This window comes from Pseudomonas brassicacearum (assembly GCF_003732265.1).
Lineage (GTDB): Bacteria > Pseudomonadota > Gammaproteobacteria > Pseudomonadales > Pseudomonadaceae > Aquipseudomonas > Aquipseudomonas brassicacearum_D.
In genome coordinates this window covers 280,201-300,787 of sequence record NZ_MOBK01000011.1, presented here as the reverse complement: position 1 = coordinate 300,787, position 20,587 = coordinate 280,201, and the positions used below count along the sequence as shown (strand labels likewise).

25 protein-coding genes are annotated in these 20,587 nt (G+C 58.9%); 11 read left to right on the top strand and 14 right to left on the bottom strand.

Going from position 1 to position 20,587, the window contains the following annotated elements:
* Positions 1-99: 99 nt before the first annotated feature.
* The gene (locus BK660_RS26660; RefSeq protein WP_123435843.1) at positions 100-1,749 is read right to left on the bottom strand and encodes a GMC family oxidoreductase; all 1,650 of its coding nucleotides are present in this window, start codon (positions 1,747-1,749) and stop codon (positions 100-102) included.
* A gap of 121 nt (positions 1,750-1,870) precedes the next feature.
* Between BK660_RS26660 and BK660_RS26655 the strand changes: the two genes are divergently transcribed.
* From BK660_RS26655 to BK660_RS26645, 3 genes are all read left to right on the top strand, one after another.
* A complete protein-coding gene (locus BK660_RS26655; RefSeq protein ID WP_123435842.1) occupies positions 1,871-2,755 on the top strand; it encodes a LysR family transcriptional regulator in 885 nt (294 codons plus the stop codon).
* Positions 2,756-2,831: 76 nt separating this feature from the next.
* Complete coding sequence (locus BK660_RS26650) at positions 2,832-3,047, top strand: DUF4287 domain-containing protein (RefSeq protein ID WP_123435841.1); 216 nt, start codon at positions 2,832-2,834, stop codon at positions 3,045-3,047.
* A 143-nt stretch (positions 3,048-3,190) separates the two neighbouring features.
* Entirely contained in the window at positions 3,191-3,568 is a 378-nt protein-coding gene (locus BK660_RS26645; RefSeq protein ID WP_123435840.1) for a c-type cytochrome, read from the top strand.
* A 209-nt stretch (positions 3,569-3,777) separates the two neighbouring features.
* On the opposite strand, the gene BK660_RS26640 is transcribed toward BK660_RS26645, so the two are convergent.
* The 7 genes from BK660_RS26640 to BK660_RS26610 are packed head-to-tail and all read right to left on the bottom strand — an operon-like array spanning position 3,778 to position 10,123.
* Positions 3,778-5,196: a sensor histidine kinase gene (locus tag BK660_RS26640; RefSeq protein ID WP_123435839.1), complete on the bottom strand. Its 1,419-nt coding sequence runs from the start codon at positions 5,194-5,196 to the stop codon at positions 3,778-3,780.
* A complete protein-coding gene (locus BK660_RS26635; RefSeq protein WP_123435838.1) occupies positions 5,193-5,855 on the bottom strand; it encodes a response regulator in 663 nt (220 codons plus the stop codon). The genes BK660_RS26640 and BK660_RS26635 overlap by 4 nt, the downstream gene beginning before the upstream one ends.
* 11 nt (positions 5,856-5,866) lie before the next feature.
* A complete protein-coding gene (locus BK660_RS26630) occupies positions 5,867-6,511 on the bottom strand; it encodes a tetratricopeptide repeat protein (protein WP_123435837.1) in 645 nt (214 codons plus the stop codon).
* Complete coding sequence (locus BK660_RS26625; protein ID WP_123435836.1) at positions 6,508-7,317, bottom strand: SDR family oxidoreductase; 810 nt, start codon at positions 7,315-7,317, stop codon at positions 6,508-6,510. Before BK660_RS26625 ends, BK660_RS26630 begins: the two co-directional genes overlap by 4 nt.
* Complete coding sequence (locus tag BK660_RS26620) at positions 7,304-7,978, bottom strand: iron-containing redox enzyme family protein (protein ID WP_123435835.1); 675 nt, start codon at positions 7,976-7,978, stop codon at positions 7,304-7,306. The genes BK660_RS26625 and BK660_RS26620 overlap by 14 nt, the downstream gene beginning before the upstream one ends.
* On the bottom strand, positions 7,975-9,456 hold the full coding sequence (locus BK660_RS26615) for an AMP-binding protein (protein ID WP_123435834.1): 1,482 nt from the start codon (positions 9,454-9,456) through the stop codon (positions 7,975-7,977). Before BK660_RS26615 ends, BK660_RS26620 begins: the two co-directional genes overlap by 4 nt.
* Positions 9,446-10,123 (bottom strand): thermostable hemolysin, encoded by a 678-nt coding sequence (locus BK660_RS26610; protein WP_123435833.1) that lies wholly within the window; start codon positions 10,121-10,123, stop codon positions 9,446-9,448. Before BK660_RS26610 ends, BK660_RS26615 begins: the two co-directional genes overlap by 11 nt.
* Positions 10,124-10,328: 205 nt before the next feature.
* On the opposite strand from BK660_RS26610, the gene BK660_RS26605 reads away from it, so the two are divergent.
* Positions 10,329-10,901: a cytochrome b gene (locus tag BK660_RS26605; RefSeq protein ID WP_123435832.1), complete on the top strand. Its 573-nt coding sequence runs from the start codon at positions 10,329-10,331 to the stop codon at positions 10,899-10,901.
* Positions 10,902-11,269: 368 nt separating this feature from the next.
* Here BK660_RS26605 and BK660_RS26595 read toward each other — a convergent pair whose 3' ends face one another.
* The 3 genes from BK660_RS26595 to BK660_RS26585 form a co-directional block, all read right to left on the bottom strand.
* Positions 11,270-11,866 (bottom strand): eCIS core domain-containing protein, encoded by a 597-nt coding sequence (locus tag BK660_RS26595; protein ID WP_123435830.1) that lies wholly within the window; start codon positions 11,864-11,866, stop codon positions 11,270-11,272.
* Positions 11,867-12,131: 265 nt separating this feature from the next.
* The gene (locus tag BK660_RS26590; RefSeq protein WP_123435829.1) at positions 12,132-13,235 is read right to left on the bottom strand and encodes a DNA alkylation repair protein; all 1,104 of its coding nucleotides are present in this window, start codon (positions 13,233-13,235) and stop codon (positions 12,132-12,134) included.
* A gap of 25 nt (positions 13,236-13,260) precedes the next feature.
* Entirely contained in the window at positions 13,261-13,872 is a 612-nt protein-coding gene (locus BK660_RS26585) for a glutathione S-transferase (RefSeq protein WP_123435828.1), read from the bottom strand.
* Positions 13,873-14,238: 366 nt separating this feature from the next.
* Between BK660_RS26585 and BK660_RS26580 the strand changes: the two genes are divergently transcribed.
* The 3 genes from BK660_RS26580 (at position 14,239) to BK660_RS26570 (ending at position 16,771) form a co-directional block, all read left to right on the top strand.
* Positions 14,239-14,643: a TraR/DksA family transcriptional regulator gene (locus tag BK660_RS26580; RefSeq protein ID WP_007907888.1), complete on the top strand. Its 405-nt coding sequence runs from the start codon at positions 14,239-14,241 to the stop codon at positions 14,641-14,643.
* Positions 14,644-14,803: 160 nt separating this feature from the next.
* On the top strand, positions 14,804-16,447 hold the full coding sequence (locus BK660_RS26575; RefSeq protein WP_404942958.1) for a methyl-accepting chemotaxis protein: 1,644 nt from the start codon (positions 14,804-14,806) through the stop codon (positions 16,445-16,447).
* A gap of 120 nt (positions 16,448-16,567) precedes the next feature.
* Positions 16,568-16,771, top strand: coding sequence for a hypothetical protein (locus BK660_RS26570; RefSeq protein ID WP_046027607.1), 204 nt, complete (start codon positions 16,568-16,570; stop codon positions 16,769-16,771).
* A 9-nt stretch (positions 16,772-16,780) separates the two neighbouring features.
* Here BK660_RS26570 and BK660_RS26565 read toward each other — a convergent pair whose 3' ends face one another.
* The 3 genes from BK660_RS26565 to BK660_RS33185 form a co-directional block, all read right to left on the bottom strand.
* Positions 16,781-17,020: a DUF2789 domain-containing protein gene (locus BK660_RS26565; protein ID WP_123435826.1), complete on the bottom strand. Its 240-nt coding sequence runs from the start codon at positions 17,018-17,020 to the stop codon at positions 16,781-16,783.
* Between the two features lie 130 nt (positions 17,021-17,150).
* A complete protein-coding gene (locus BK660_RS26560; RefSeq protein WP_123435825.1) occupies positions 17,151-17,381 on the bottom strand; it encodes a hypothetical protein in 231 nt (76 codons plus the stop codon).
* Between the two features lie 158 nt (positions 17,382-17,539).
* Positions 17,540-17,788, bottom strand: coding sequence for a hypothetical protein (locus tag BK660_RS33185; RefSeq protein ID WP_123435824.1), 249 nt, complete (start codon positions 17,786-17,788; stop codon positions 17,540-17,542).
* A gap of 420 nt (positions 17,789-18,208) precedes the next feature.
* Between BK660_RS33185 and BK660_RS26550 the strand changes: the two genes are divergently transcribed.
* The 4 genes from BK660_RS26550 to BK660_RS26535 all read left to right on the top strand — a co-directional run bounded on the left by BK660_RS26550 (position 18,209) and on the right by BK660_RS26535 (position 20,507).
* Positions 18,209-18,658 (top strand): hypothetical protein, encoded by a 450-nt coding sequence (locus BK660_RS26550; protein ID WP_172825907.1) that lies wholly within the window; start codon positions 18,209-18,211, stop codon positions 18,656-18,658.
* Entirely contained in the window at positions 18,658-18,861 is a 204-nt protein-coding gene (locus tag BK660_RS26545) for a hypothetical protein (RefSeq protein WP_123435823.1), read from the top strand. The genes BK660_RS26550 and BK660_RS26545 overlap by 1 nt, the downstream gene beginning before the upstream one ends.
* 117 nt (positions 18,862-18,978) lie before the next feature.
* Positions 18,979-19,995: an ABC transporter substrate-binding protein gene (locus tag BK660_RS26540; protein ID WP_123435822.1), complete on the top strand. Its 1,017-nt coding sequence runs from the start codon at positions 18,979-18,981 to the stop codon at positions 19,993-19,995.
* Positions 19,996-20,069: 74 nt separating this feature from the next.
* On the top strand, positions 20,070-20,507 hold the full coding sequence (locus BK660_RS26535; RefSeq protein ID WP_123435821.1) for a DUF3995 domain-containing protein: 438 nt from the start codon (positions 20,070-20,072) through the stop codon (positions 20,505-20,507).
* The last annotated feature ends 80 nt before the right edge of the window (positions 20,508-20,587 follow it).

The following is a 20,587-nucleotide window of genomic DNA, read 5'->3' as shown; positions in this document are numbered from 1 at the left end:
TGCCGCGAGCAAAGTTCAATCCCTCAAGGACTGCAAATCCCCTTGTAGGAGTGAGCCTGCTCGCGATAGCGGTGTATCAGTCACCATAAATGTTGAATGTCAGTCCGTCATCGCGAGCAGGCTCACTCCTACAGGGATGGTGTTGGCTGTGGATTCGAGTATTAGCTGGGCGGCTTTTTCGGCAATCATCAACGTCGGCGAACAGGTATTGCCCGAGGTAATGCGCGGCATGATCGAGGCATCAGCCACCCGCAAACCGGGAATGCCACGGACCCGCAACTCGGCATCCACCACCGCATCCGCGTCATTACCCATCCGGCAAGTGCCCACCGGATGGAAAATGGTCGTGCCAATCTGCGCAGCAGCCTCATGCAATTCCTCTTCAGTCTGCAAACGATCACCAGGCAAATACTCGACCGGTTTGAACGCATGCAACGCCGGCGCGGCAACGATGCGCCGGGTCAGGCGAATGGCATCCGCCGCAACGCGCAAATCCTCCGGGTGACTCAAATAGTTGGGTTGAATCACCGGCGCGTCCTGCGGATTGGCAGAACTGATGTCCACCCGGCCACGGCTTTGCGGCCGTAGATCGCAGACCGAAGCGGTAAAGGCGGGGAAGGGGTGCAACGGCTCGCCGAAGCGCTCCAGCGACAGTGGTTGCACGTGGTATTCGAGATTGGCCGAAGTCTGTTCCGGTCCCGAACGGGCGAAGGCCCCCAGCTGACTCGGCGCCATCGACAGCGGGCCGCTGCGGTCATAAAGGTAGCGCAAACCCATGCCCATTTTGCCCCACACGCTGCCGGCGATCTGGTTCAGCGTCCGCGCGTTTTCCAGTTTGTAGATCAGCCGCAATTGCAGGTGGTCCTGCAGATTGCCACCCACCCCGGGCAGCTCATGGGCGACGCCGATCCCGAGTTTTTGCAGCAGCGAACGCGGTCCGATCCCCGAGCGCTGAAGGATGCCCGGTGAGCCGACAGAGCCGGCACACAGGACGATTTCCTTGCGCGCCTTGAAGGTTTTCGCCTGACTTTGCCAGCGCGTTATCAGCGCTGAGGCACGACCGTTTTCCAGCAGCACGCGGTCCACTTCGACGTCGGTCAGCACGGTGAGATTGGCCCGGTGGCGGACCGGTTTGAGAAACGCCTTGGCCGCATTCCAGCGAATCCCGGCCTTCTGATTGACCTGAAAGTATCCGCAGCCTTCGTTATCGCCCTGGTTGAAATCATCGATGCTGGCAATGCCGCTTTGCTCGGCAGCGTTGCGGAAGGCATCCAGAATCGGCCACGACAGCCGCTGCCGCTCGACCCGCCAGTCGCCGCTGGCGCCGTGAAATTCGGAGTCGCCGGCAAAATGGTTTTCGCTCTTTTTGAACAGCGGCAACACGTCGTTCCAGCTCCAGCCCGGATTGCCGTCGGCGGCCCAGCCTTCGTAGTCGCCGGCCTGGCCACGCATGTAGATCATGCCGTTGATGGAAGAACAACCGCCGAGCACTTTGCCGCGCGGGTAACTCAGGGTGCGACCTTGCAGGCCTGCTTGCGCCTGGGTCTTGAAGCACCAGTCGGTGCGAGGGTTGCCGATGCAGAACAGGTAACCCACGGGAATGTGAATCCACGCGTAGTTATCGCGGCCGCCGGCTTCGAGCAGCAGCACCCGGTGTTGCGGGTTGGCCGACAGTCGATTGGCCAGCAAACACCCAGCGGGCCCGGCGCCGACCACGATGTAGTCGAATTCATCCAGGAGAGTCTTCATCCCTGACCTCGTCTTGTTGTTCTTGTTGTCAGTCATCCTAGTTGTTCGCTTTCGTCAAAAGAATGTTAGTTTTTGCGCAGCCGCTGTGCGTTTTTAAACAGCCTTGCCTCAAGGACGGATCATGTTCGACTGGAATGACCTGCGGTTTTTTCTCGAGTTGCAGCGCAGCGGGCGTTTGCTCACCGCTGCCCGGCGTTTAAACACCACCCACGCCACGGTCGCCCGGCACATCGAGGCCATCGAAAAGAGCCTCGGCACCGCGCTGTTTGTCCAGCATGCCCAGGGTTATGAAATGACCCCGGCTGGCGAAGCGCTGCTCAAGCACGCTGAGGCCATGGAAAACGTCGCGTTGCTGGCCCAGGAAGAAATCACCCAGTCCACCGCGCCGCTGGGCAAGATTCGCGTCGGCGTCACGGAAGGGCTGGGCATCATGTTCCTTGCCAGCCGCATGAACGGCCTGTTCGAACGCTATCCGGGGCTGGAAGTGGAACTGGTGGCGGTGCCGCGCTTCGTCAGCATCCTCAACCGCGAAGCCGAAATCAGCATCCACCTCGAACGTCCGGCCGCCGACATGCTGGTCACCCGCAAACTCACCGACTATCGACTGGGGCTCTACGCCAGCCAGGCGTATCTCGACCGCTCACCACCATTGCGCAGCTGCGAAGACCTCGGTCGTCATGCCTGGATCGGCTATGTGGACGACTTGCTGTTCAGCCAGGAGTTGATGTTCCTTAATAGCTTCTGCCGCAATCCACGGGTGGTGTTTCACAGCACCAGCGTGATTGCCCAACAACAGGCTGCGCGTTCCGGGTTGGGGATTGCGGTGTTGCCTTGCTACATGGCTAGTGCCGATGTGGATCTGGTGGCGTTGTTGCCGGATGAGAATATTGAACGCAGTTACTGGATCAGTACGCGGCGCGAGTTGCACAAGTCCGTGCGACTGCGGGTGGTTTGGGATTATGTGGTGGGTTTGTGTGAGGCGGAGCAGGGGTTGTTGCTGGGATAGCCAATCGCGGCCACTCTATGGGCTGACGACAAGGAGCGTTATCCGACACTCCGTCGTGATAAAGGGAGCTTGCAGCATGACCGAAGAGACAAAAGTAAAAGGACCGGCGTCGTACTTCCCGTCTATTGAGAAAAAGTATGGGCAACCGATCAGCCACTGGCTGGCGTTGCTCGGAACAGTGAGCGACAAGAAGCACATGGAAATCGTGGCGTGGTTGAAAGATGAACACGGCATGGGCCATGGCCATGCCAATGCGTTGGTCGCGCACTATCTGGCAGCCAACAAGAAGTGACCGAGCAAGGCGGGGCATGTTTATGCCCTCAATACCCGCCTGACACAACGCATTCCCCCTGTTGGAGCAAGCCGGCTCGCTCCAACAGGGAATTCCAAATCGCATCCAATCAAACGCTGATCCCGTCAAGGAAGATAAAAACAATGAAAATATTATTCATCGCTTCGCTAGGGGTGTTATCGCTAGTTCAAACATCACTAGCCTTCGCTGAAAATGTTAATGGAAAAAATCTCTATTTACAGCGATGCACCATGTGCCACGGAATAGATCTCAAGGCAACAGGGCCATTGGCTAATAAAAGCAATCCTCCTGCACCTGATCTAACAACCTCCACTTTCAAAAAACGATTGAATGATTATCCGGGCGTGATTGTGTCATCGATAATACTTCGTCCAAATGGAGACTTGATTCCAAAAACGTTGCGAGAGAACGGTGTAAAACTATCGCCGTACGCATGGAGCGTTAAAGATCTGCGCGATTTGAATCAATACATGGGTAGTGTGATTTCACAAAATCAATGATTTTTGAGATGAAAGGCAGGCAAAGAAATCTAAAAGCCATTTCAGGTTTGAGGACTTGTGGGGCAATGCAGGTGAGCCAGTCGACCGGTTGAATCCACCGCTGTTTGCTGCCCTTCGCAACAGCTGAATTCGGCAAAAAATCAGGTATTCAGCAACTCCCGCTCTCTCCCACATGGACGCCTGTCAGTTCGCGCCGCCAGAGATTTTACTCAAACGCTCGGCGGCAACCCCTGTGTAATGTGCGGTAAAGAAGCGCGCGTCTGGCTATCCGGAATAGCCAGCGTCGCACGCAAACCGCCTTCCGGTCGGTTGACCAGCGTAATGTACCCACCCAACCGAGTCGCGATGGTGTTGACGATGGTCAGTCCCAGACCCGCGCCCTGGACATTGCCGCGGCTGTAAAACCGTTCGAACAACCGCTCGCGATCTGCTTCGTCGATGCCAGGGCCCTGATCCTCGACACTCAGCAAATAGAAACCGTCCGCCTGGCTTAACTGCACGGCTATAACGCCCTGAGCGGGGGAAAAGTTTGCCGCGTTGCTGATCAGGTTGTTCAGCGCAATGTCGATCACCGCAGCGTCTGCCACCACGTTGAAGGGGCGGTTCTGGGCGTCGAAGGCCAGCTCAAGATTTTTACTGAGTATCCAGGGCGTAAGCTGAGCCAGGCTGCCGCGCACAATTTCGGCCAGGTCGATGCTGTGCTGCACTGGCGCCATGGCTTTGGGTTCCAGGCGGGCCATGGTCAGCAATTGATTGACCAGGCGGCTGGTGCGGTCGACGCCAGAAATCAGAAACTCCAGCGAGTCACGGCGTTCTTCTTCGGTGCCAGCCTCCAGCAGATTTTGCGCATGCACGCGCAGCACTGCCAAAGGCGTGCGCATTTCGTGGGCGGCATCGGCAATGAAGCGGTGTTCGCGGGCCAGCACTTCCTGAATCTGCGCCAGCATGCGATTGAGCGCTGCTTGCATCGGCTCCAGTTCACTGGGCAGCGGGGTCAGTTGCAACGGTTCCAGCGAGCCGCTGTGTCGAGCCCGCAACGTCGCCGCCATGTTTTCCAGCGGCTTGAGGCCCCAGCCGATAGCGATCCAGATCAGCGCCGCCAGAATCAAGCTGCCCAGCACATTGGGCCATAAGGTATGACGCATGATCCGATCCACCAGGTCCGAGCGTACGTCGTCCCGTTCGCCGACCCAGATTTTCAGCTCATTTTGTTTGTCTTCCAGCAGGAACGCGCGCCAGTGGCGGTTGGACAGGTCGACCACATCACTGAAACCGGGTGTGGCTGGCGGGGTGCTGAAAGAGGGCGCGCTGGCGGTGTGTACCAGCACTTCGCCGTGACGATTCCAGACCTGAAACGCCATTTTGGTTTCATAAGGATGGCCATCGACCCTGGGATCTGCTTCACCCAAGGCTTTATTGAAGGCCTGATACAAGTTGGCGTGGTCCTTGTCGGCCATGGGCATGTGCATCACGCCTTGCAACAGCCGGGCGTTTTGCGCGAGCTGGGCGTCATAGACTTCGGCGATTTCGTGATTGCTGTCGTGCAGATTGAACAGGCTGATCACCGCGACGCCGACCAGCATCAGGCCAATGATGAGCGTGAGGCTGCGGCGTCGGATCGACGTCATCGACGCTCCTCCACCAGATAGCCGACACCGCGAATGGTGCGGATCAGGTCGGTGGAGAATTTTTTGCGCAAGTGGTGGATATGCACTTCCAGGGTGTTGCTTTCGGCTTCTTCACTCCAGCCATACAACAACTGCATCAGGTGATCGCGGGTCATGACCCGGCCAGGCGGCGAGAGCAATTCGTGGAGCAGCTGATATTCCTTGGGCGTCAGCGCTACCGGCTCGCCGTGATAACTGACTTGCTGGGTGCCAGGGTTCAGGCTGATGCCGGCGTGCTCGATCAGCATTTGCGCGCGCCCGACACTGCGCCGCAGCAAGGCGCGCAGGCGCGCCTTGAGTTCGGCCAGGTCAAAGGGCTTGATCAGGTAATCGTCGGCCCCGGCATCCAGCCCGGCAATGCGGTCTTCGGTAGCGTCCCGCGCGGTGAGGATCAGCACCGGCAGGTTGGAGCCGCTGTCACGCAAGCGCCGCAATACTTCAAGCCCGCCCATGCGCGGCAGGCCGAGGTCGAGCACCGCCAGGTCAAACGTTTCGCTCAGCAGCGAGTGCAAGGCACTGGCGCCGTCCTGTAACCAGTCGACGGTGTATCCCTCGCGGCCCAGGGCCTGATGGATGCCCTCGCCGAGGGCAACGTCGTCCTCGATCAGTAATAAGCGCACACGAACTCCTGTCAGTCGAGTTTCTTGTTCACGTCCACCAGCAACGCTTCGATCTCTTTGCGTCGCCCCGCGTCGGCGGTTTCCCGACCGGGCCTTGGCGCTGCTTTCAACGCTTTCTGCAACGCGCTTTTAGCTTCGCTGTAGCGCTTTTGACGGTAGAGGTGATCACCCCAGAAGTACAGACTATCGATGCCGTCCGGGTTGAGTTGCAAGGCCTGTTTAAGCAACTGTTCAGCCTTGTCCGAGTCACCAAAGCCGATGGGCCAGCCCGGCACGCGGTCGTACAGCGCGCCCAGACTGGTGTAGGCCGAGCCTTGCAAGGCTTTGGGGTCCAGGGCCAGGGCTTTTTCCAGATCGACTTTTGCCGCCTTGACCTTGCTCAGCGCGCCGAGACCACCCTGGGCACCGGCCCAACTGCTGGTGACGATACCGGACCAGATCCAGGCTTCTGCCACCGACTGGCGTTGCTGGGTGAACGCCGACGCCTGGGCCGCCAATTGTTCAAACGCTGCGGTGCGCTGCGCTTCGGGGACTTCGTATTGAATGTGCGCCCATTCTTGTTGAATGCCCTTCAGGCGTTGCTGGTCGGATGGCTCCAGCGCCCAGGCGCTTTGGCTCAAGGCGCCCACCAGCAGGCAAGCGATGATTTTTTTCATGGTTTGAGATTCTCGTTATCGGGCTTTTCACTCAAGCGACGGATCAGCGGCAATTGCTTGCGCAAGCCTTTGTCCACCAGATGGGGCAACAGGCTGTTCAGGCGCACGAAAAAACGCTCCGGCCAGCCCAGGTACAAATCGCGGTGATCACCGGCGATGGCATGGATCACGGCAGCCGCGACCGTTTGCGGATCATCGACGTTGGCCTTGAGCGCATCGTTCAATGCCTGCGCCGCCGGGCTGTTCATGCGGGTGCGGGTGGCGCGCGGGGCGACGTACAGCACGCTCACGCGGGTGTCCGCCAGTTCCCGGCGCAAGGCTTCGGAAAACCCGCGCAGGGCAAACTTGGTGGCGCAATAGCTGGCGTAGCCGGGGTAGCCGATGGAACCGTAGGTTGAGCCGACGTTCACCACCATCGCGCTCTCGGCTTCTTTGAGCAGCGGCAACAGTAGTTTGGTCAGGCAGATCGGCGCGCTGATGTTGACCGCCATCATCGCGTGGATGTCGCTGTCCTCGAGTTGTTCGAGCATGGCGAAGTGATTGATTCCGGCGGCGTTGATCAGCAAGTTGATCCCGCCAATGGCTTGGGCAGCCGCCAACACCTTGCGCCGATCGGTGAGGACAGTGAGGTCTGCGCCGATCCAGCACAGCTGTTGCGGATAACGCGCGAGCAGCGGCGCCAACGGTGCCTCTTGTCGCGCCACCGCCAGCACCCGGGCACCACTGGCGCACAGGGCGGTTGCGATTGCCAGGCCGATGCCACCGCTGGCACCGGTGAGTACCACACGAGCTTCAGACAGGCGCATGCAAGGTCTCCCCGTCGCGTGGCAAGCCACGGAACATGTCGGTGTACAGCGTGTACACCACTTTGGACGCGTGAATCACCGCGGCCTGGTCGGCCGGATCGTCGAGGGTGTTCATCAGTCGGCGATAGGTCTGCATGTGCTCGATGTCCAGGGAGCCATGGGAGCTGAGGTAGCTGAAGGCAGTTTCCGGCAAGTCCAGGCGCTCGCGAATGCTGCCAGCGGCGTGGGTAGCGAGGGCGATGCTGGTGCCTTCCAGCACGTTGACCATCCCGAACAGGCCGACCGGGTTGTCCCGGGCAATCAGGTCGTAGAGAAAACTGACCATCAGTTCGATCGGCAGGCTCGGACGACCGTCGCGTACGGCGACCTTGTCGCCACCGCAGGCTTCGATGTCATTGAGGACCCATTGTTCGTGGCCGTATTCATCCTCGATGTATTCGCAAACGGCTTTGCGCAGCCATTCCAGACGCAATGGCAGCCGCGCGCCGCAGGCCATCATCAAGGGCACGGTATGGCGCACGTGGTAATAGGCTTGCGCCAGAAACGCGCGGTAACTTTCCAGGCTGACCTTGCCCTCCAGGGCGTCGACAATGATCGGCAGATTGAACAGCGCATGGCGTTCTTGTTGCGTGGCTTCTTGCAGCCGGTCGAAAAAACTCATGATGCGGATTCCTCGGAAAATGCAGGTTCAGACAGTTGCGCCCGGTAACGCTCGACGATGGCGTCGCGGCGCAGTCGGCCATTGGCAGTGAGCAAGCCATTGGCGGGAGTGAAGAGTTGATCCAGTCGGGTCCAGTGATGGACCTGGGCGTAGTCGGGCAAGGCTTCGTTGGCCTGGGCGACGGTGGCGGCGAGTTCGTCGTCGGTGCAGTCCGGGCGCGAGGGCCAGAGCAGCGCATGGTTGTGCGGCAGGGCTTCGCCGTAGACGAAGGCCTGGGCGATGTGGCGACGCTGGGTCAATTCGGACTCGACCCACTCCGGGTTCACGTTGCGCCCGAAACTGGTGACGAATTGATGCTTCTTGCGCCCGTTGAGGTAGAGAAAACCTTCGGGGTCGAATTCGCCGAGATCACCGGTCGGCCACCAATCATCGGTGGGCGGCGCTTCGCCCAGATAGCCCAGCAAGGTCGAACCCTTGACCAGCACTTCGCCGTCCTGGTCCAAGCGAATCTCTACATGGGGCAGGGGCTGGCCCACACTGCCGGGACGGCGCGCGCCGGGCCGATTGAGGCACACCACCGAGGCGCACTCCGACAGTCCGTAGCCTTCGTAAACCGGCAGGCCGACAAGTTGGGCGCGATGCAGCAATTCTTCGGCAACCCGGGCGCCACCCACCGCGGCAAAACGTAGCGTGCCGGGGTTGAAGGCTTTCTGCTCGGCGGCGCTGACCAGCATCAGTAACAGCTGCGGCACCAGGATCAGGCTTTCGGGGGCACGGACGGCCAGGCAGCCGAGCAGCTGTGGCACGTCCACTCCGCTGGCCCCTTGGATGCCGAGGGTTTTCTGGCTGGGCAGGCTCAAGGTTGCACCGGCATACAACGCGGCATAGCAACCCAGGTTTTCCAACAGGATCGCCAAGGGTAACAGCGCCAGGTGATGCTGCGGGGCGGTGGGTTTACTGGCCTGATCCAGTTCGCGAGCGACAGTCAAAATACTCTCAGCGCTCAGGCATACGCCTTTGGGCGTACCCGTGGTGCCGGAGGTGAAGGTCAGTTTGGCCGTCCCCTCGGGCATACGGTTCGGGTCCATGAAGGTCCGGCACCAGACTCCGTCGGTTTTCTCGTAACCGGCCTCTAGCAATTCGGCGTCCAGCTGCGGCTCGGCAATCACCCGTTCGGCGTGGCTCTGTTCCAGGCAGTGGCGGCGTTGCGCCGGGCTGAAAAACGGCGGCAACGTCAGGCAAGTCAGGCCTTCGAACAGCGCGGCCAGGTCCCAGAGCATCGCTTCCACGCCATTGTCCAGCGCCAGTGCCAGCACCCTGATGTGTTCATCGCGCAGGCGCTGCTGGCGAGTCAGCACTTCGGCGTACAACGTGGCGTAGTCGACCTTCACCTGATCGCCCCACAACGCAATCGCACCGGGCGTGCGTTCGGCATGGCTACGCAGGGTCTGTTTGAACCGTTCGGTTTCAGGCGACATGGCTGGATTCCTCGTTAGACGTTGGCAATCCCAGCCGACTGAACATCCCGCTGTTGTGCAAATGAATGAAGCCGGCGCGAATGTTGCCCACATGCACCCAAGGCTTACTCTCGTAATAGCTGCCCCAGTGGTGGCGTTCATCACCCAGCCGCTCGGGATCAGCGGCGCACAGCGTCACGGGTTTCAAGCCCAAGCGATGAAAACTGTTGACCAGGCCGACATTGCCGGTGAACGCCACCCACTCCAAGCCACCCATGGCCAGAAGATAAGTGATGGCGATGATGCTTATTCGCGCGCTGCCGGTGTCGCTGGCGGCCAGGTTGCCAACTTCGACGATGCCGCTACGGTCCACGGGGTGATCGGCGGCCGCGCTGATCAGCGGGTCGATCGATTCGTCCAGATAACGCTCCAGAAACAATTGCCCAAGACTCGCCATGCGAATCCCGGCCACCGCACACAGCTCACCCGACGCATTGCTCATGCCGAACAGTTCGGGCATGAAATGACGGATGTCGGCGCCGTGGGCCTTGCGGAAACGTTGCTGGATAAAGTCTTCAAAGAGGGGCCGCCGGGGCTCGTCCGGCAGCGCTCTGTGCAAGCACATCTGTTCGGTTTCGGATTGGCCGAAACGCAGGGGAAGCGCGATGTTCCACTCAAAATCGGGCATGGGAAAACGCCTCCACGGATCAATTGAGGAGGAGTATTGAAGGCAATACTTAAGAGAGTCTGAAGGTGGAAAAAAGGTGGAGGGCAGCGGTCTTCAGACTGCCTTAAGACTCGGCGGGCAGTGTGCGGCCAGTCGGTTCGGTGCCCCGCCGGACCCAGGCAGGCGAATGACTCGCCAGCCGGCAACGACTTTGACGAGGCCCCTTATGACCCGAGACTCAGCAACACCCCGCTATGGAAAACTGTCGATGACCTTGCACTGGCTGATGCTGGCCTTGTTTGTCGGCGTCTACACCAGCATCGAGCTCAGAGGCATGCTCCCCCGCGGGCATGCCTTGAAGGGCCTGTTTCTAGGGCTTCATGGGCTGTTCGGGTTGAGCATTTTCATATTGGTCTGGGTGCGATTGCTCGGGCGACTCACACCTCGTCCACCCATCACCCCGGCATTGCCCCTGTGGCAGACCGGCGTTTCGCACTTGATGCATTTGGCGTTGTACGGATTGATGATCGCCACGCCTCTGCTGGCTTGGCTGATGCTCTCGGCAGGCGGCAAGCCGATGCCTTATTTCGGGTTCTTCCTGCTGTCACTGGTGACGGTCGATCCTGACCTGGCCCGGCAGTTCAGGCATTGGCACGAACTGCTCGGCAGTGCCGGTTACTGGCTGATCGGTTTGCACGCGGCAGCGGGGCTGTTCCATCACTATTGGGTCCGCGACAACACCCTGACCCGCATGCTGCCGGGTCGATCCGGCAATGCGGTCAATCAGCGGCAGCGATGATCTTGAATTGGGTGCGGTAGGGCCAGTACGACGGTACACAAACTATTGAAGCCCCCTGAATACCCACCAGACAAAACACAAATCCTGTGGGAGCGAGCCTGCTCGCGAAAGCGGTGTGTCAGTCAACATCGATGTTGAATGATCTGGCGCCTTCGCGAGCAGGCTCGCTCCCACAGGGATTTCATTTGCCTGAGGTAGTGCGTGATTTGCTTCAGTTTCGCTGGCACTTAAATCACAAAAATCCAACCTGTTTAAACGAAGCCTCCTGTTACCACCCAGAAGGCTACAACGCCTTGCGCCATCGCCTAAACAAAAAGGGGCGGATTTATTTCCCGTACTCCCAACGATTAGGTTAGCTTCGCAACTCTTCAAAAATTCCCATCCCGCACCCACCGCCTGACCTCACCCTGCACGGCATAAGCCGGTGCCTCCACCGCATTGAAATTCTGCGTATACCGCTGGGCAAACCCCTCAACCCCCCATTCCTGAAATTGCTGCACATGCTTCAATTCATGAGCCCAGAGCGCAATGTTCTCTTCTGCAGTTTGAGCATCCCGAAAAAGGATGATGTCGATCAGCGTCACCGCACCGACATCGGGGTTTTGCAGCATGGCCGTGGCGGCGGTGAACTGGCCGTTGTCGCTCACTTTATAGCGCGCGGAATCGAGGACGCCGGCGTCGTACCAGCGCAGCAGCTGTTCACGAATGTGCGGTGGAATGGGCTGGGTGTCGGCGGTGGCTGCTTCCGCGCGGGCTTGTGTCAGCCACATCGCCAGGGCAGGTGCGGCGATCTGATAGATGCCGTTAGGTGGAAGACCAAGTAATTGCCCCACATCTGGCAGACAGATGCAGCTGTCCAGGCACACTTGTTTCTCGCCAGCCGGGCAGGGGTTGGTCTGGGCTGGCACCTCAAGGGGCAGGCAAAGAAAAAGCAGCGTCATCAGGCGCGTGGTGATGGGCGGCATTGGGCGCTCCAGGGACGCAGCGTCAACAGTGGATCACCCTTGATCGACGACCCGCATCGCTTCAGCGTAGACCTGAACGCGAAGCCCTCAAACATATTCGCAGGAAGCAGCAGGCCATTGACGCAGGGGGCGTTTGTCGAGGCTGCGTTCGAGGACGTAGTCCTCGCCATCCGGTAAACGCAATATCCCTGAAGGAACGGGTTGCCTGATGGGCGACTGCTTCGCTGCCGGACGCAGCCTCGCGTTGCTCGTCAGCTGCTACGGGTCAGGGGAGGATTTCGAATGAGGTGCTGGCCAGGCGTTCGCCGTTTACGAGGATGTGCACGGCATGCACGCCCACGTAGTGTTTGCGGGTGGTGAGTTCCTTGATCTGCTGGCCACGGCTGACGAGTTCGGTGGCGTTGCCGGGCAGCGTCAAGGCCTTGAGCTTGAATACCTTTGCCGACGTGCGGACATTGGCTTTGACGTAATCAATCGCATAGTCGATCACCAATCGTTGGCTGTCGGGCACGGTGGATTTCACACCAAACGACAGGGTGATTTTCTCCCCTAGCCGAATTACCGCCGGCTCGACCGTCACCCCGACAATCTCGACCTCAGCCTTGCCACTGGCGCCAATAATCGCCAACGCCCGCTGATTGCCCTGTTTGATCAAACTGCGCAACGCATGCTTGGCAATCCACGCCGTGTGCTTGTTATCCAGTGCCCAACCCTCGATCAGGTCCAGCACCCATTCCGGATGATCCTTGGAAATGTCATTGAGGTGGTTGGCCACAGACTTGCGCACATAAAGGCTTTCATCCGCCTTAAGGTTGTCGAGAATTGCCGCCGCCAGCGTCGGATCTGCCTGAACCTGCTCCAGCCGGAACGACCAAGGCAACCGCGGTCGACTGCCTTCACTGGCCAGACGCCGGACATGCTCGTTCTGATCCCGCGACCATTCCTGCATCAGCGCCAACGAACGCTGCAAATCACTGCGCAGAAAATACCGAACCGCAAACTCCGCGGAGCCAAACGCGGTGAAGTACTTGAGCGCTTCCATCGACCGCTCGAAGTCATGCCCGCCATACATCGCCACATAATGCGGCAGCGAAATACTGACAAAACCACTGTTCAACCGAGGGGCGAGGGCGCGCAGCACTTCAAGCGATTCGTCATACCCCAGCGGCAACACTGCATGCAGGCATTCGCTGACCCGCGCCATGCGCTGCATGATCGACAGGTCGGCGAGGCCGTCGTTGGCCATCTTCAGGAAGGCCTTGGCATTGAACCCGGAGTAAACCGCCGTCATTTCGGTTGCGATGTGCTTGAGGCGCTCGGCGTTGAAGATTTCCTTCAGCGCCGGGGCGGATTGTTCGGCGGCGGTCATGGGTGAGTCCGGTCGGGTGGGCGGCTCAGGTTATCGGGGTATTGATGAACGCCTCAAGCTTTTCTGCCTGCGCGGTGAAGGCGGCGATTCGCGGGAAGCGCTCGGCATCGACCTGATCCGGAATCACCAGGTTGGTGAAGCTCCAGGCGACCGCCACGGTAATCCCGTCCTGCGCGATCAAGGCACCATTCGCTAACGGCTGTTTTTCCAGTTCACGTTCAAGTGATGAATAAGCGGCGGCCAATTGGCCTTCGACCCGTTCCATCCATGGCTGGAATTGAATCTCGGCGGGACGCAGGTTGCGTTCGTAATAAAGCTGCACTGATTTCTCGCACGCCGCCAACGCCAGGCCGATCACCCGCAAGGCGCGCAGCCGTTGCTTGATGTCGCCGGGCATCAGGCTTTTGCCGGGGCCGGCGAGGGCTTCGAGGTAGTCGATGATCAGGGTTGAATCCATCAACACGTCGCCGTCGTCCAGCACCAGGGTTGGCGCCTTGACCACCGGGTTGATCTGTTGAAATTGCTCGAAGTGCCGAAACACTGAAACCGATTGATGCTCCAGGTCGATGCCCAGGTGTTGGGCGCAAATGGCCACGCGCCGTACGTATGGCGAATCCAGCATGCCGATCAGCTTCATTAATACACTCCTGCAGAGGACCATTTCGGGACGGTCAACCTTAGCTGAGGATTCGCGTCCTGCAAGCAAAGGGAGGGCTTGTGCGGCCGTTTGTCTTCTATATACAGCCGCTCGATTGAATTTCTTGCTATAAACGCACTCCGATAACCGCCGCAACGGTCGCCGTAGAGCACTTTGCGTACCTTGTCGGACAAATTCGCTGACTTTTCAGTTGCTGGGGCCTCAAGTCGGCCTTAGACTGCCGCCCCTCGTAAATTGAGTGCCGGGTGGCGCTTGGAATAAACGGCGCCTTTCCGATGGCCTTCACCAGGTCCGCCGGAACGCTCCCTAATTCGCCTTAATGCACGTTTTTTTATAGAGATATCAATGACAAAGGACAAGTTGCTGGCCATGCCGGCGGATGACTACATGAATGCTGAGCAACATGCTTTTTTCAGCGAGCTGTTGCAGAACATGAAAGTCGAAACCCATGAGCGCATCGAGCAGAACCGCATCGCCATCGAGAGCCTGGACACCCCGGCCGATCCGGCAGACGCGGCTTCGGTCGAAGAAGAGCGCACCTGGCTGGTCAACGCGATCGATCGCGACCAGCGCATGCTGCCTCAGTTGGAACAGGCTCTGGAACGCATCAAAGAAGACAGCTTCGGCTGGTGCGACGACAGCGGCGAGGCCATTGGCCTGAAACGCCTGCTGATCAGCCCGACCACCAAGTACTGCATCGAAGCACAAGAGCGTCACGAACAGATCGACAAGCACCAGCGTCAGGCCTGATTTCGTAGCGCCCCGCATCGCGGGCGAGCCTCACTCCCAAAGGAGCAAGGCTGGCCCGCGATGCTTTTTTTCGTCTGTAAAAACCCTCACGCGCCGCTATTGATCTGCTGCAGTACACGCGACTAATGGACCATAGATAATGGCCTTGTAGTGGCGTTTAATGCGAAGACAACAATTAGAAGATCGTGGGGTGACGAAGATGACGAGAGACGGATCTCTGGCGACGGCCGCGCCTGCGCCAGTGCTTTTGCCGAAAAACCCTTGGCTGACGCCGACCCTGCAAAGCATCGCCCTGATGCTGTTGTTGTGCGGCATGGCGTTGGGTGGTTGGCCGCTTTACCTTGGCCTGCCGTTGGCGGTGCTGATTATCTGGTTGCCGCGTCTGCGCTCCCGGGCTGCGCCTCAAGATTCGCCGGCGGAAAACGCCAGCGCCATCACCACGTTGACCCGCGATCTTTCCTACACCACCAGTCATAACGCACTGTCTGCGGCTGGCGTGGCCTTTTCGGTCAAGCAACTGGCGGACAAGCTGCAATCGCAACTCAGCGCGGCGGCGCAAATTGTCCGCAATGCCGAGGCGATGATCGCGACCGAAGAAGTCACGTCCAAACTCAGTCGCGAAGCGCTCGGCGCCGCCAGTGAAGCGCATCAGAGCGGCGCCGCCGGGCGCAAGGAGTTGATCGAGTCCATCGCCCGCATGCATCAACTCAGCGAGCGCGCCAGCAACAGTCGTGAGCTGATCGAGGCCCTGAGCCTGCGCAGTGACGATATCCAGCGGGTGACGCTGGTGATCCAGTCCATCGCCAGCCAGACCAACCTGCTGGCGTTGAACGCCGCTATCGAAGCGGCGCGGGCCGGGGAGCACGGGCGCGGCTTCGCGGTGGTGGCCGATGAAGTGCGAGGGCTGGCGGCGCGCACCGCGACGGCGACCGGCGAAGTCGGCGAGATGGTCGCCGATATCCAGCAACGCACTGCCCAGGTCGTCGAGCAGATTCGCCAGCTGTCCAGCGACCTCGATACCGGTGTCGAACAAGTCGAGCACACCGGTCAGCACCTGGAAAATATTGCGCGCCTGGCGGCGGGTGTCGAGCATCAGGTCGGGGAAATCGCCCGTGGCGCCGACACCAATCGCGAACAACTCGACAGCCTGTTTCATGCCATCGAACAGATGCGCAGCGATCTGGCAATCAGCGACCAGCAGACCCAGCGTCTGGCCCAGGCCGCCGTGCAAATGGAAGGGCAGGCCGAATCCATTAGCGAACGCCTGGCCGAAGTCGGGCTGGATGACTATCACCAGCGAATTTATGACCTGGCCCGTGAGGGCGCGAGCCAGATTGCCGCGCGTTTCGAAGCGGATATCGATCAGGGGCGCGTCAGTCTCGATGATTTGTTTGACCGCAACTATCAGACGATCCCCAATACCAGCCCGGCCAAGTTCCAGACCCGCTTCGACCGCTACACCGATCAGGTCCTGCCGACGATTCAGGAGCCGTTGTTGCCGCGTCACGAAGGGCTGGTGTTTGCCATCGCCTGCACGCAACAGGGTTACGTGCCGACCCATAACATCGTTTTCAGCCAACCTCTGACGGGCGACGCGAAGGTCGATACCCTGCAAAACCGCACCAAGCGCAAATTCGCCGATCGCACCGGCATCCGCTGCGGCAGCCATCAACAGCCGGTGTTGTTACAGACCTATACCCGTGACACCGGCGAACTGATGCACGACCTCTCCGTGCCAATCCTCGTCAAGGGCCGGCATTGGGGCGGTTTGCGCCTGGGATACAAGCCACAGGGGCCACGCTAGCCGCTGGCCATTGTTACGATTCCGGCAACGAAGCTGTGCAGCCTCGTTGCTGTTTCCTCGCGGATGAACTCATTAATATGCCTACATAGTTAGGTTGCTAATGAAATTCGAGAGGCCAGCATGCAAAGCAAAGTGGATGTCGCGGTGATGATTGGCAGCGGGGTGCCGGCCTGTTTGCGCGCGATGGGGCAGAGCGTTTGTTGGGTGGTACTGCTAAACGGTGAGCGCCGGGGGACGGCGTTTTCCAGTCGCGATGAAGCTGAAGAGTGCAGGGCTGCCTGGCTGGCGCAATTGAGCGCCGAGTCACCGGACAGCCTGCACTGAGTACGCGGGCTAGTGAACCTGATGCAGACGCAGGTTCAGGTCGTCGACCACTCGCGCCCAATCGGCGTCTTCACGCAGTTGTTCTTTGAGGAAGCCGGCTTGTTGCGGGGTCCAGAACTCGGCGTCGATCATTTTCTTGTCGTCGGGCAATGGTGAATGGCTGGCGATGAAATCGTCGATACCCTTTTGGCTGGAGTCCAGGCCAAGTTGGTCGAACAAACCTTTCAAGTCATGTGTAGGTGAATCCATGTTCATCTCCTGGTGGGTCGCGTCGAATGCGAGATCTGAAGGGCGGCTTCATTGCATCTGAGGAGGCCGCGCTTCAGGAGTTCGATGGATGTTCAAAAGCAGGAGTGAGCATAGACGGCAAATTCGCTGATCAGGCTTTCAATGCCCCTGCATCGACGGCAGCTTTCAGTTCTTTGGCCGCTTCCTGAGCGGCGACGGCGGCGACATCTGCCGTTTTGAACCAGCGATCTTTCTCGACCTGGTGATACGTCACCGTGGTCAACTTTGGTTTGGCGCGCATGACTATCACTGCCTGGAATTCGCCGTCGATCTCTCTGGCTTCGCCCCGGATAATAAATTCGCCGATATCAAATTCCGTCACGTAGCAGTCTTCCCTTGGAAATGTTTTGTTGTTTTGAGTGCCGTCCGACGTGGGAACGGGTTTCATGGGGCGGGCAGTATGGCAGTAGTTGCCCGCCGACGGCTGAGTTAACTCGACGGTATGACGAAACGTCTATTGGAATGAACTCAAGGGAGGCTTTATTCGCGAGACTCAAGTGCGCGGGCAAGCACACAGGCCTGGTTGTGGTCACCGCGGAAACCTCTGACGCGTCCTGTGGAGGTTTCCTTGATATGGAAAAACGCGTTACCGGCCAGGACCACCTGAAACCTTGGCCGGGAAGGGCTGTCAGGGTGTAAGGGAGGTTGATCGAACAACCTCTGCGACAGCGACAAGGTGTTGTGCGTGTAAGGCGACTGGGCGGTTGCAAAGTGAGTCATTGTGCACATATGAAGTCCTTTTCATTGTTTTGCCGACGTATGTACGCCGTTTTGGCTGGTCTCTGTCAGCATCGCTGCTCTAGAATCGCCATCAAGGGTGTCCATCTAAAGCAATTTTTTGCGGGCGATATGTCGGAAAAGTGCTTTTCTTGTAGGGTTTTTTCCTTAAAGTTGGTAGTCCTGTTTCTTCTGGCAGTAAGAAGGGCGTTTTCCTTCAACATCTGACGACGTTGAGGGAAGACGGCGCGAGTGTTATTCCAGTACGCTCACGGACCTCGCGATGCATGAGCCCTCTGCCCGGATCAGGATTTCAACCCGGTTTTTTTGCTAGACCCTCGGCATGGCCGCTTTTTTCTGCTGCGCGTTTTTCCTGCGCGCGGCATCCATTTCAGATGTGGGGATGTTTCCTTGGCAGTAAGTAATCTCGATATGCATGCTTTGTTCGTGCTGGGTGATTTGCGCGCAAAGTTGGTTAAACAGTTTCAATCTCGTTTTGTCTACGTCACCGAACAGAACGCCGAAGGCATTTACATTGCCGAGATCGACACCGAAGAAGCACTGGTGGTGGATGACAAGCCAGGGCTAAAACTCAAGGTTGGCGATCATTTCAGCGCCTCGGTCCTGCCCAGTCGCGAAGGCGGCAAGCTGGACATCAAGTTCCGCGAAATCAAACTGACGGTGTATGGGTTGGGCGATTACGCGTTTGTCACCACCGCCGATGGTCAGGCGATCGTGTTCAAGGAAGGTCATAGCGTGGTGATGGTGTTCGCCGCCCATCAACAATTGCAGGAAGGCCTGACCAAAACCCTGAAAGCCGTGACCGCCAAAGCCGCCAAGTGGCGCAAGGGCGAGCTGGTGACCTTCAAGGCCAGCGAGTAATGACCCTGACCCGCGCCGATTTCCACGAACAGAACCAGGCCAGTGCATGCACTGAAGCCCTTCGGTTGTTCGAGCAGAAGGCTGTTCTGCAGGGAGCCTGGCTGAATTGGGTGGCGTCACAGATCTATACGCTGCGCCCGGCGGCGTACGCCAGCATGGTCAGAAGAGAGCTATCCCTCTTGCAGGAATCTTCCGAAAATTAATTCCCGCCCCTCGAAATCAGGATCCTCTACTACAGTCAATTGACTGAATATTTTGAGGCTCGCGGTCTTTCATCAGGCCATCCTGCTATTGCTGTGAACAGCACGAGGTGCAAAAGCATGAAAGGATTTCGACGGTTACTGGCTGCGTCCGTGGCCAGTTTCGGGTTGTTGACATCAACCGTTCCGGTATTCGCCGCCCAGGCACCCATCCACTTCGCCGACCTGAATTGGGAAAGCGGCAGCCTGATCACCGATATCCTGCGGATCATTGTCGAGAAGGGTTACGGGCTACCGACGGATACCTTGCCGGGCACCACCATCACCCTGGAGACCGCCCTGGCCAACAATGACATTCAAGTCATTGGCGAAGAGTGGGCCGGCCGCAGTCCCGTCTGGGTCAAGGCGGAGGCCGAAGGCAAGGTCGCCAGCCTGGGCGATACGGTCAAGGGCGCGACCGAAGGCTGGTGGGTTCCGGAATACGTAATCAAGGGCGACCCGGCCAAAGGCATCAAGCCACTGGCACCGGAGCTGCGCAGTGTCAGCGACCTGCCCAAGTACAAAGACGTGTTCAGCGACCCGGAAAGCCCTGGCAAGGGCCGCTTCCTCAACAGCCCGATCGGTTGGACCTCAGAGGTGGTGAACAAGCAGAAGCTCACCGCGTATGGCCTGAACGACAGCTACGTGAATTTTCGCAGCGGTTCCGGAGCGGCGCTGGACGCGGAAATCACTTCTTCAATTCATCGCGGTAAACCGGTGCTGTTCTATTACTGGTCACCGACGCCCTTGCTCGGCCGCTTCAAGCTGATCCAGCTGGAGGAACCACCCTTCGACGCGCAAGCCTGGAAAACCCTGACCGACGCCGACAATCCCAATCCCAAGCCGACCCGTTCACTGGCCTCGAAGCTGTCCATCGGTGTGTCTACGCCGTTTCAAAAGCAGTACCCGCAGATCACCGAGTTCTTCAGCAAGGTCGATTTGCCCATCGATCCATTGAACAAGGCCCTGGCCGAGATGAGCGAAAAACACACCCCGCCCCGCCAGGCCGCGGAAGCGTTCATGAAGGCGCACCCGGACGTCTGGAAGGCATGGCTACCCAAGGAGGTGGCTGATAAGGTCTCCGCCGACCTGAAGTAAACAGGTGCTCCACTCAACTGCATTCGCTATCGCCGCCCGGAGCACGTGTGCTCTCACTGGATGGATAACTGAATATGAACCTGTTGGTTGCACAATGGATGTCTTCAATCTTTCTGATGATCAGCCTGGTCCACGTGTATTGGGCGTCGGGTGGCAAGTTGGGCAGCGAGGCGGCGGTACCGCGATTGCCCGGGGAGGGCGGCGCGCAATCAAGGCCAGCCTTCAAGCCGTCGGGGTTGGTGACGTTGCTGGTGGCGGTGGGGTTGCTGCTGATTGCGATGCTGGTGTGCCTGCGGGTCGGGCTGTGTTTGCCGGCGGTGCAGGGCGGGTGGCTGCAATGGGTGATCAGTGGCATTGCGATACTGATGTTCGCCCGGGCGATTGGCGATTCGAACCTGGTGGGGTTTTTCAAAGAGGTGAAAGATTCGAAGTTTGCCCGGCTCGACACCTGGGTGTATTCGCCGTTGTGTGTGGTGTTGGGGGCGGGGTTGCTGGCGGTTGCCTGGATTTGAGTTGTTGCTGAAATCGCTTTCGCGAGCAGGCTCGCTCCCACAGGATCTGGATGATCCACAAATTTTGTGTCCGCTGAAGA

Coding starts and splice junctions, on each gene's coding strand:
- BK660_RS26610 (WP_123435833.1), bottom strand. CDS start 10,123: ATGCCCGATTTTGAGTGGAACATCGCGCTTCCCCTGCGTTTCGGCCAA.
- BK660_RS26595 (WP_123435830.1), bottom strand. CDS start 11,866: ATGCCGCCCATCACCACGCGCCTGATGACGCTGCTTTTTCTTTGCCTG.
- BK660_RS26630 (WP_123435837.1), bottom strand. CDS start 6,511: ATGAAAAAAATCATCGCTTGCCTGCTGGTGGGCGCCTTGAGCCAAAGC.
- BK660_RS26640 (WP_123435839.1), bottom strand. CDS start 5,196: ATGACGTCGATCCGACGCCGCAGCCTCACGCTCATCATTGGCCTGATG.
- BK660_RS26620 (WP_123435835.1), bottom strand. CDS start 7,978: ATGAGTTTTTTCGACCGGCTGCAAGAAGCCACGCAACAAGAACGCCAT.
- BK660_RS26655 (WP_123435842.1), top strand. CDS start 1,871: ATGTTCGACTGGAATGACCTGCGGTTTTTTCTCGAGTTGCAGCGCAGC.
- BK660_RS26650 (WP_123435841.1), top strand. CDS start 2,832: ATGACCGAAGAGACAAAAGTAAAAGGACCGGCGTCGTACTTCCCGTCT.
- BK660_RS26590 (WP_123435829.1), bottom strand. CDS start 13,235: ATGACCGCCGCCGAACAATCCGCCCCGGCGCTGAAGGAAATCTTCAAC.
- BK660_RS26545 (WP_123435823.1), top strand. CDS start 18,658: ATGACCCTGACCCGCGCCGATTTCCACGAACAGAACCAGGCCAGTGCA.
- BK660_RS26625 (WP_123435836.1), bottom strand. CDS start 7,317: ATGCGCCTGTCTGAAGCTCGTGTGGTACTCACCGGTGCCAGCGGTGGC.
- BK660_RS26615 (WP_123435834.1), bottom strand. CDS start 9,456: ATGTCGCCTGAAACCGAACGGTTCAAACAGACCCTGCGTAGCCATGCC.
- BK660_RS26535 (WP_123435821.1), top strand. CDS start 20,070: ATGAACCTGTTGGTTGCACAATGGATGTCTTCAATCTTTCTGATGATC.
- BK660_RS33185 (WP_123435824.1), bottom strand. CDS start 17,788: ATGTGCACAATGACTCACTTTGCAACCGCCCAGTCGCCTTACACGCAC.
- BK660_RS26605 (WP_123435832.1), top strand. CDS start 10,329: ATGACCCGAGACTCAGCAACACCCCGCTATGGAAAACTGTCGATGACC.
- BK660_RS26550 (WP_172825907.1), top strand. CDS start 18,209: ATGCATGCTTTGTTCGTGCTGGGTGATTTGCGCGCAAAGTTGGTTAAA.
- BK660_RS26660 (WP_123435843.1), bottom strand. CDS start 1,749: ATGAAGACTCTCCTGGATGAATTCGACTACATCGTGGTCGGCGCCGGG.
- BK660_RS26565 (WP_123435826.1), bottom strand. CDS start 17,020: ATGGATTCACCTACACATGACTTGAAAGGTTTGTTCGACCAACTTGGC.
- BK660_RS26570 (WP_046027607.1), top strand. CDS start 16,568: ATGCAAAGCAAAGTGGATGTCGCGGTGATGATTGGCAGCGGGGTGCCG.
- BK660_RS26585 (WP_123435828.1), bottom strand. CDS start 13,872: ATGAAGCTGATCGGCATGCTGGATTCGCCATACGTACGGCGCGTGGCC.
- BK660_RS26580 (WP_007907888.1), top strand. CDS start 14,239: ATGACAAAGGACAAGTTGCTGGCCATGCCGGCGGATGACTACATGAAT.
- BK660_RS26575 (WP_404942958.1), top strand. CDS start 14,804: ATGCGAAGACAACAATTAGAAGATCGTGGGGTGACGAAGATGACGAGA.
- BK660_RS26645 (WP_123435840.1), top strand. CDS start 3,191: ATGAAAATATTATTCATCGCTTCGCTAGGGGTGTTATCGCTAGTTCAA.
- BK660_RS26540 (WP_123435822.1), top strand. CDS start 18,979: ATGAAAGGATTTCGACGGTTACTGGCTGCGTCCGTGGCCAGTTTCGGG.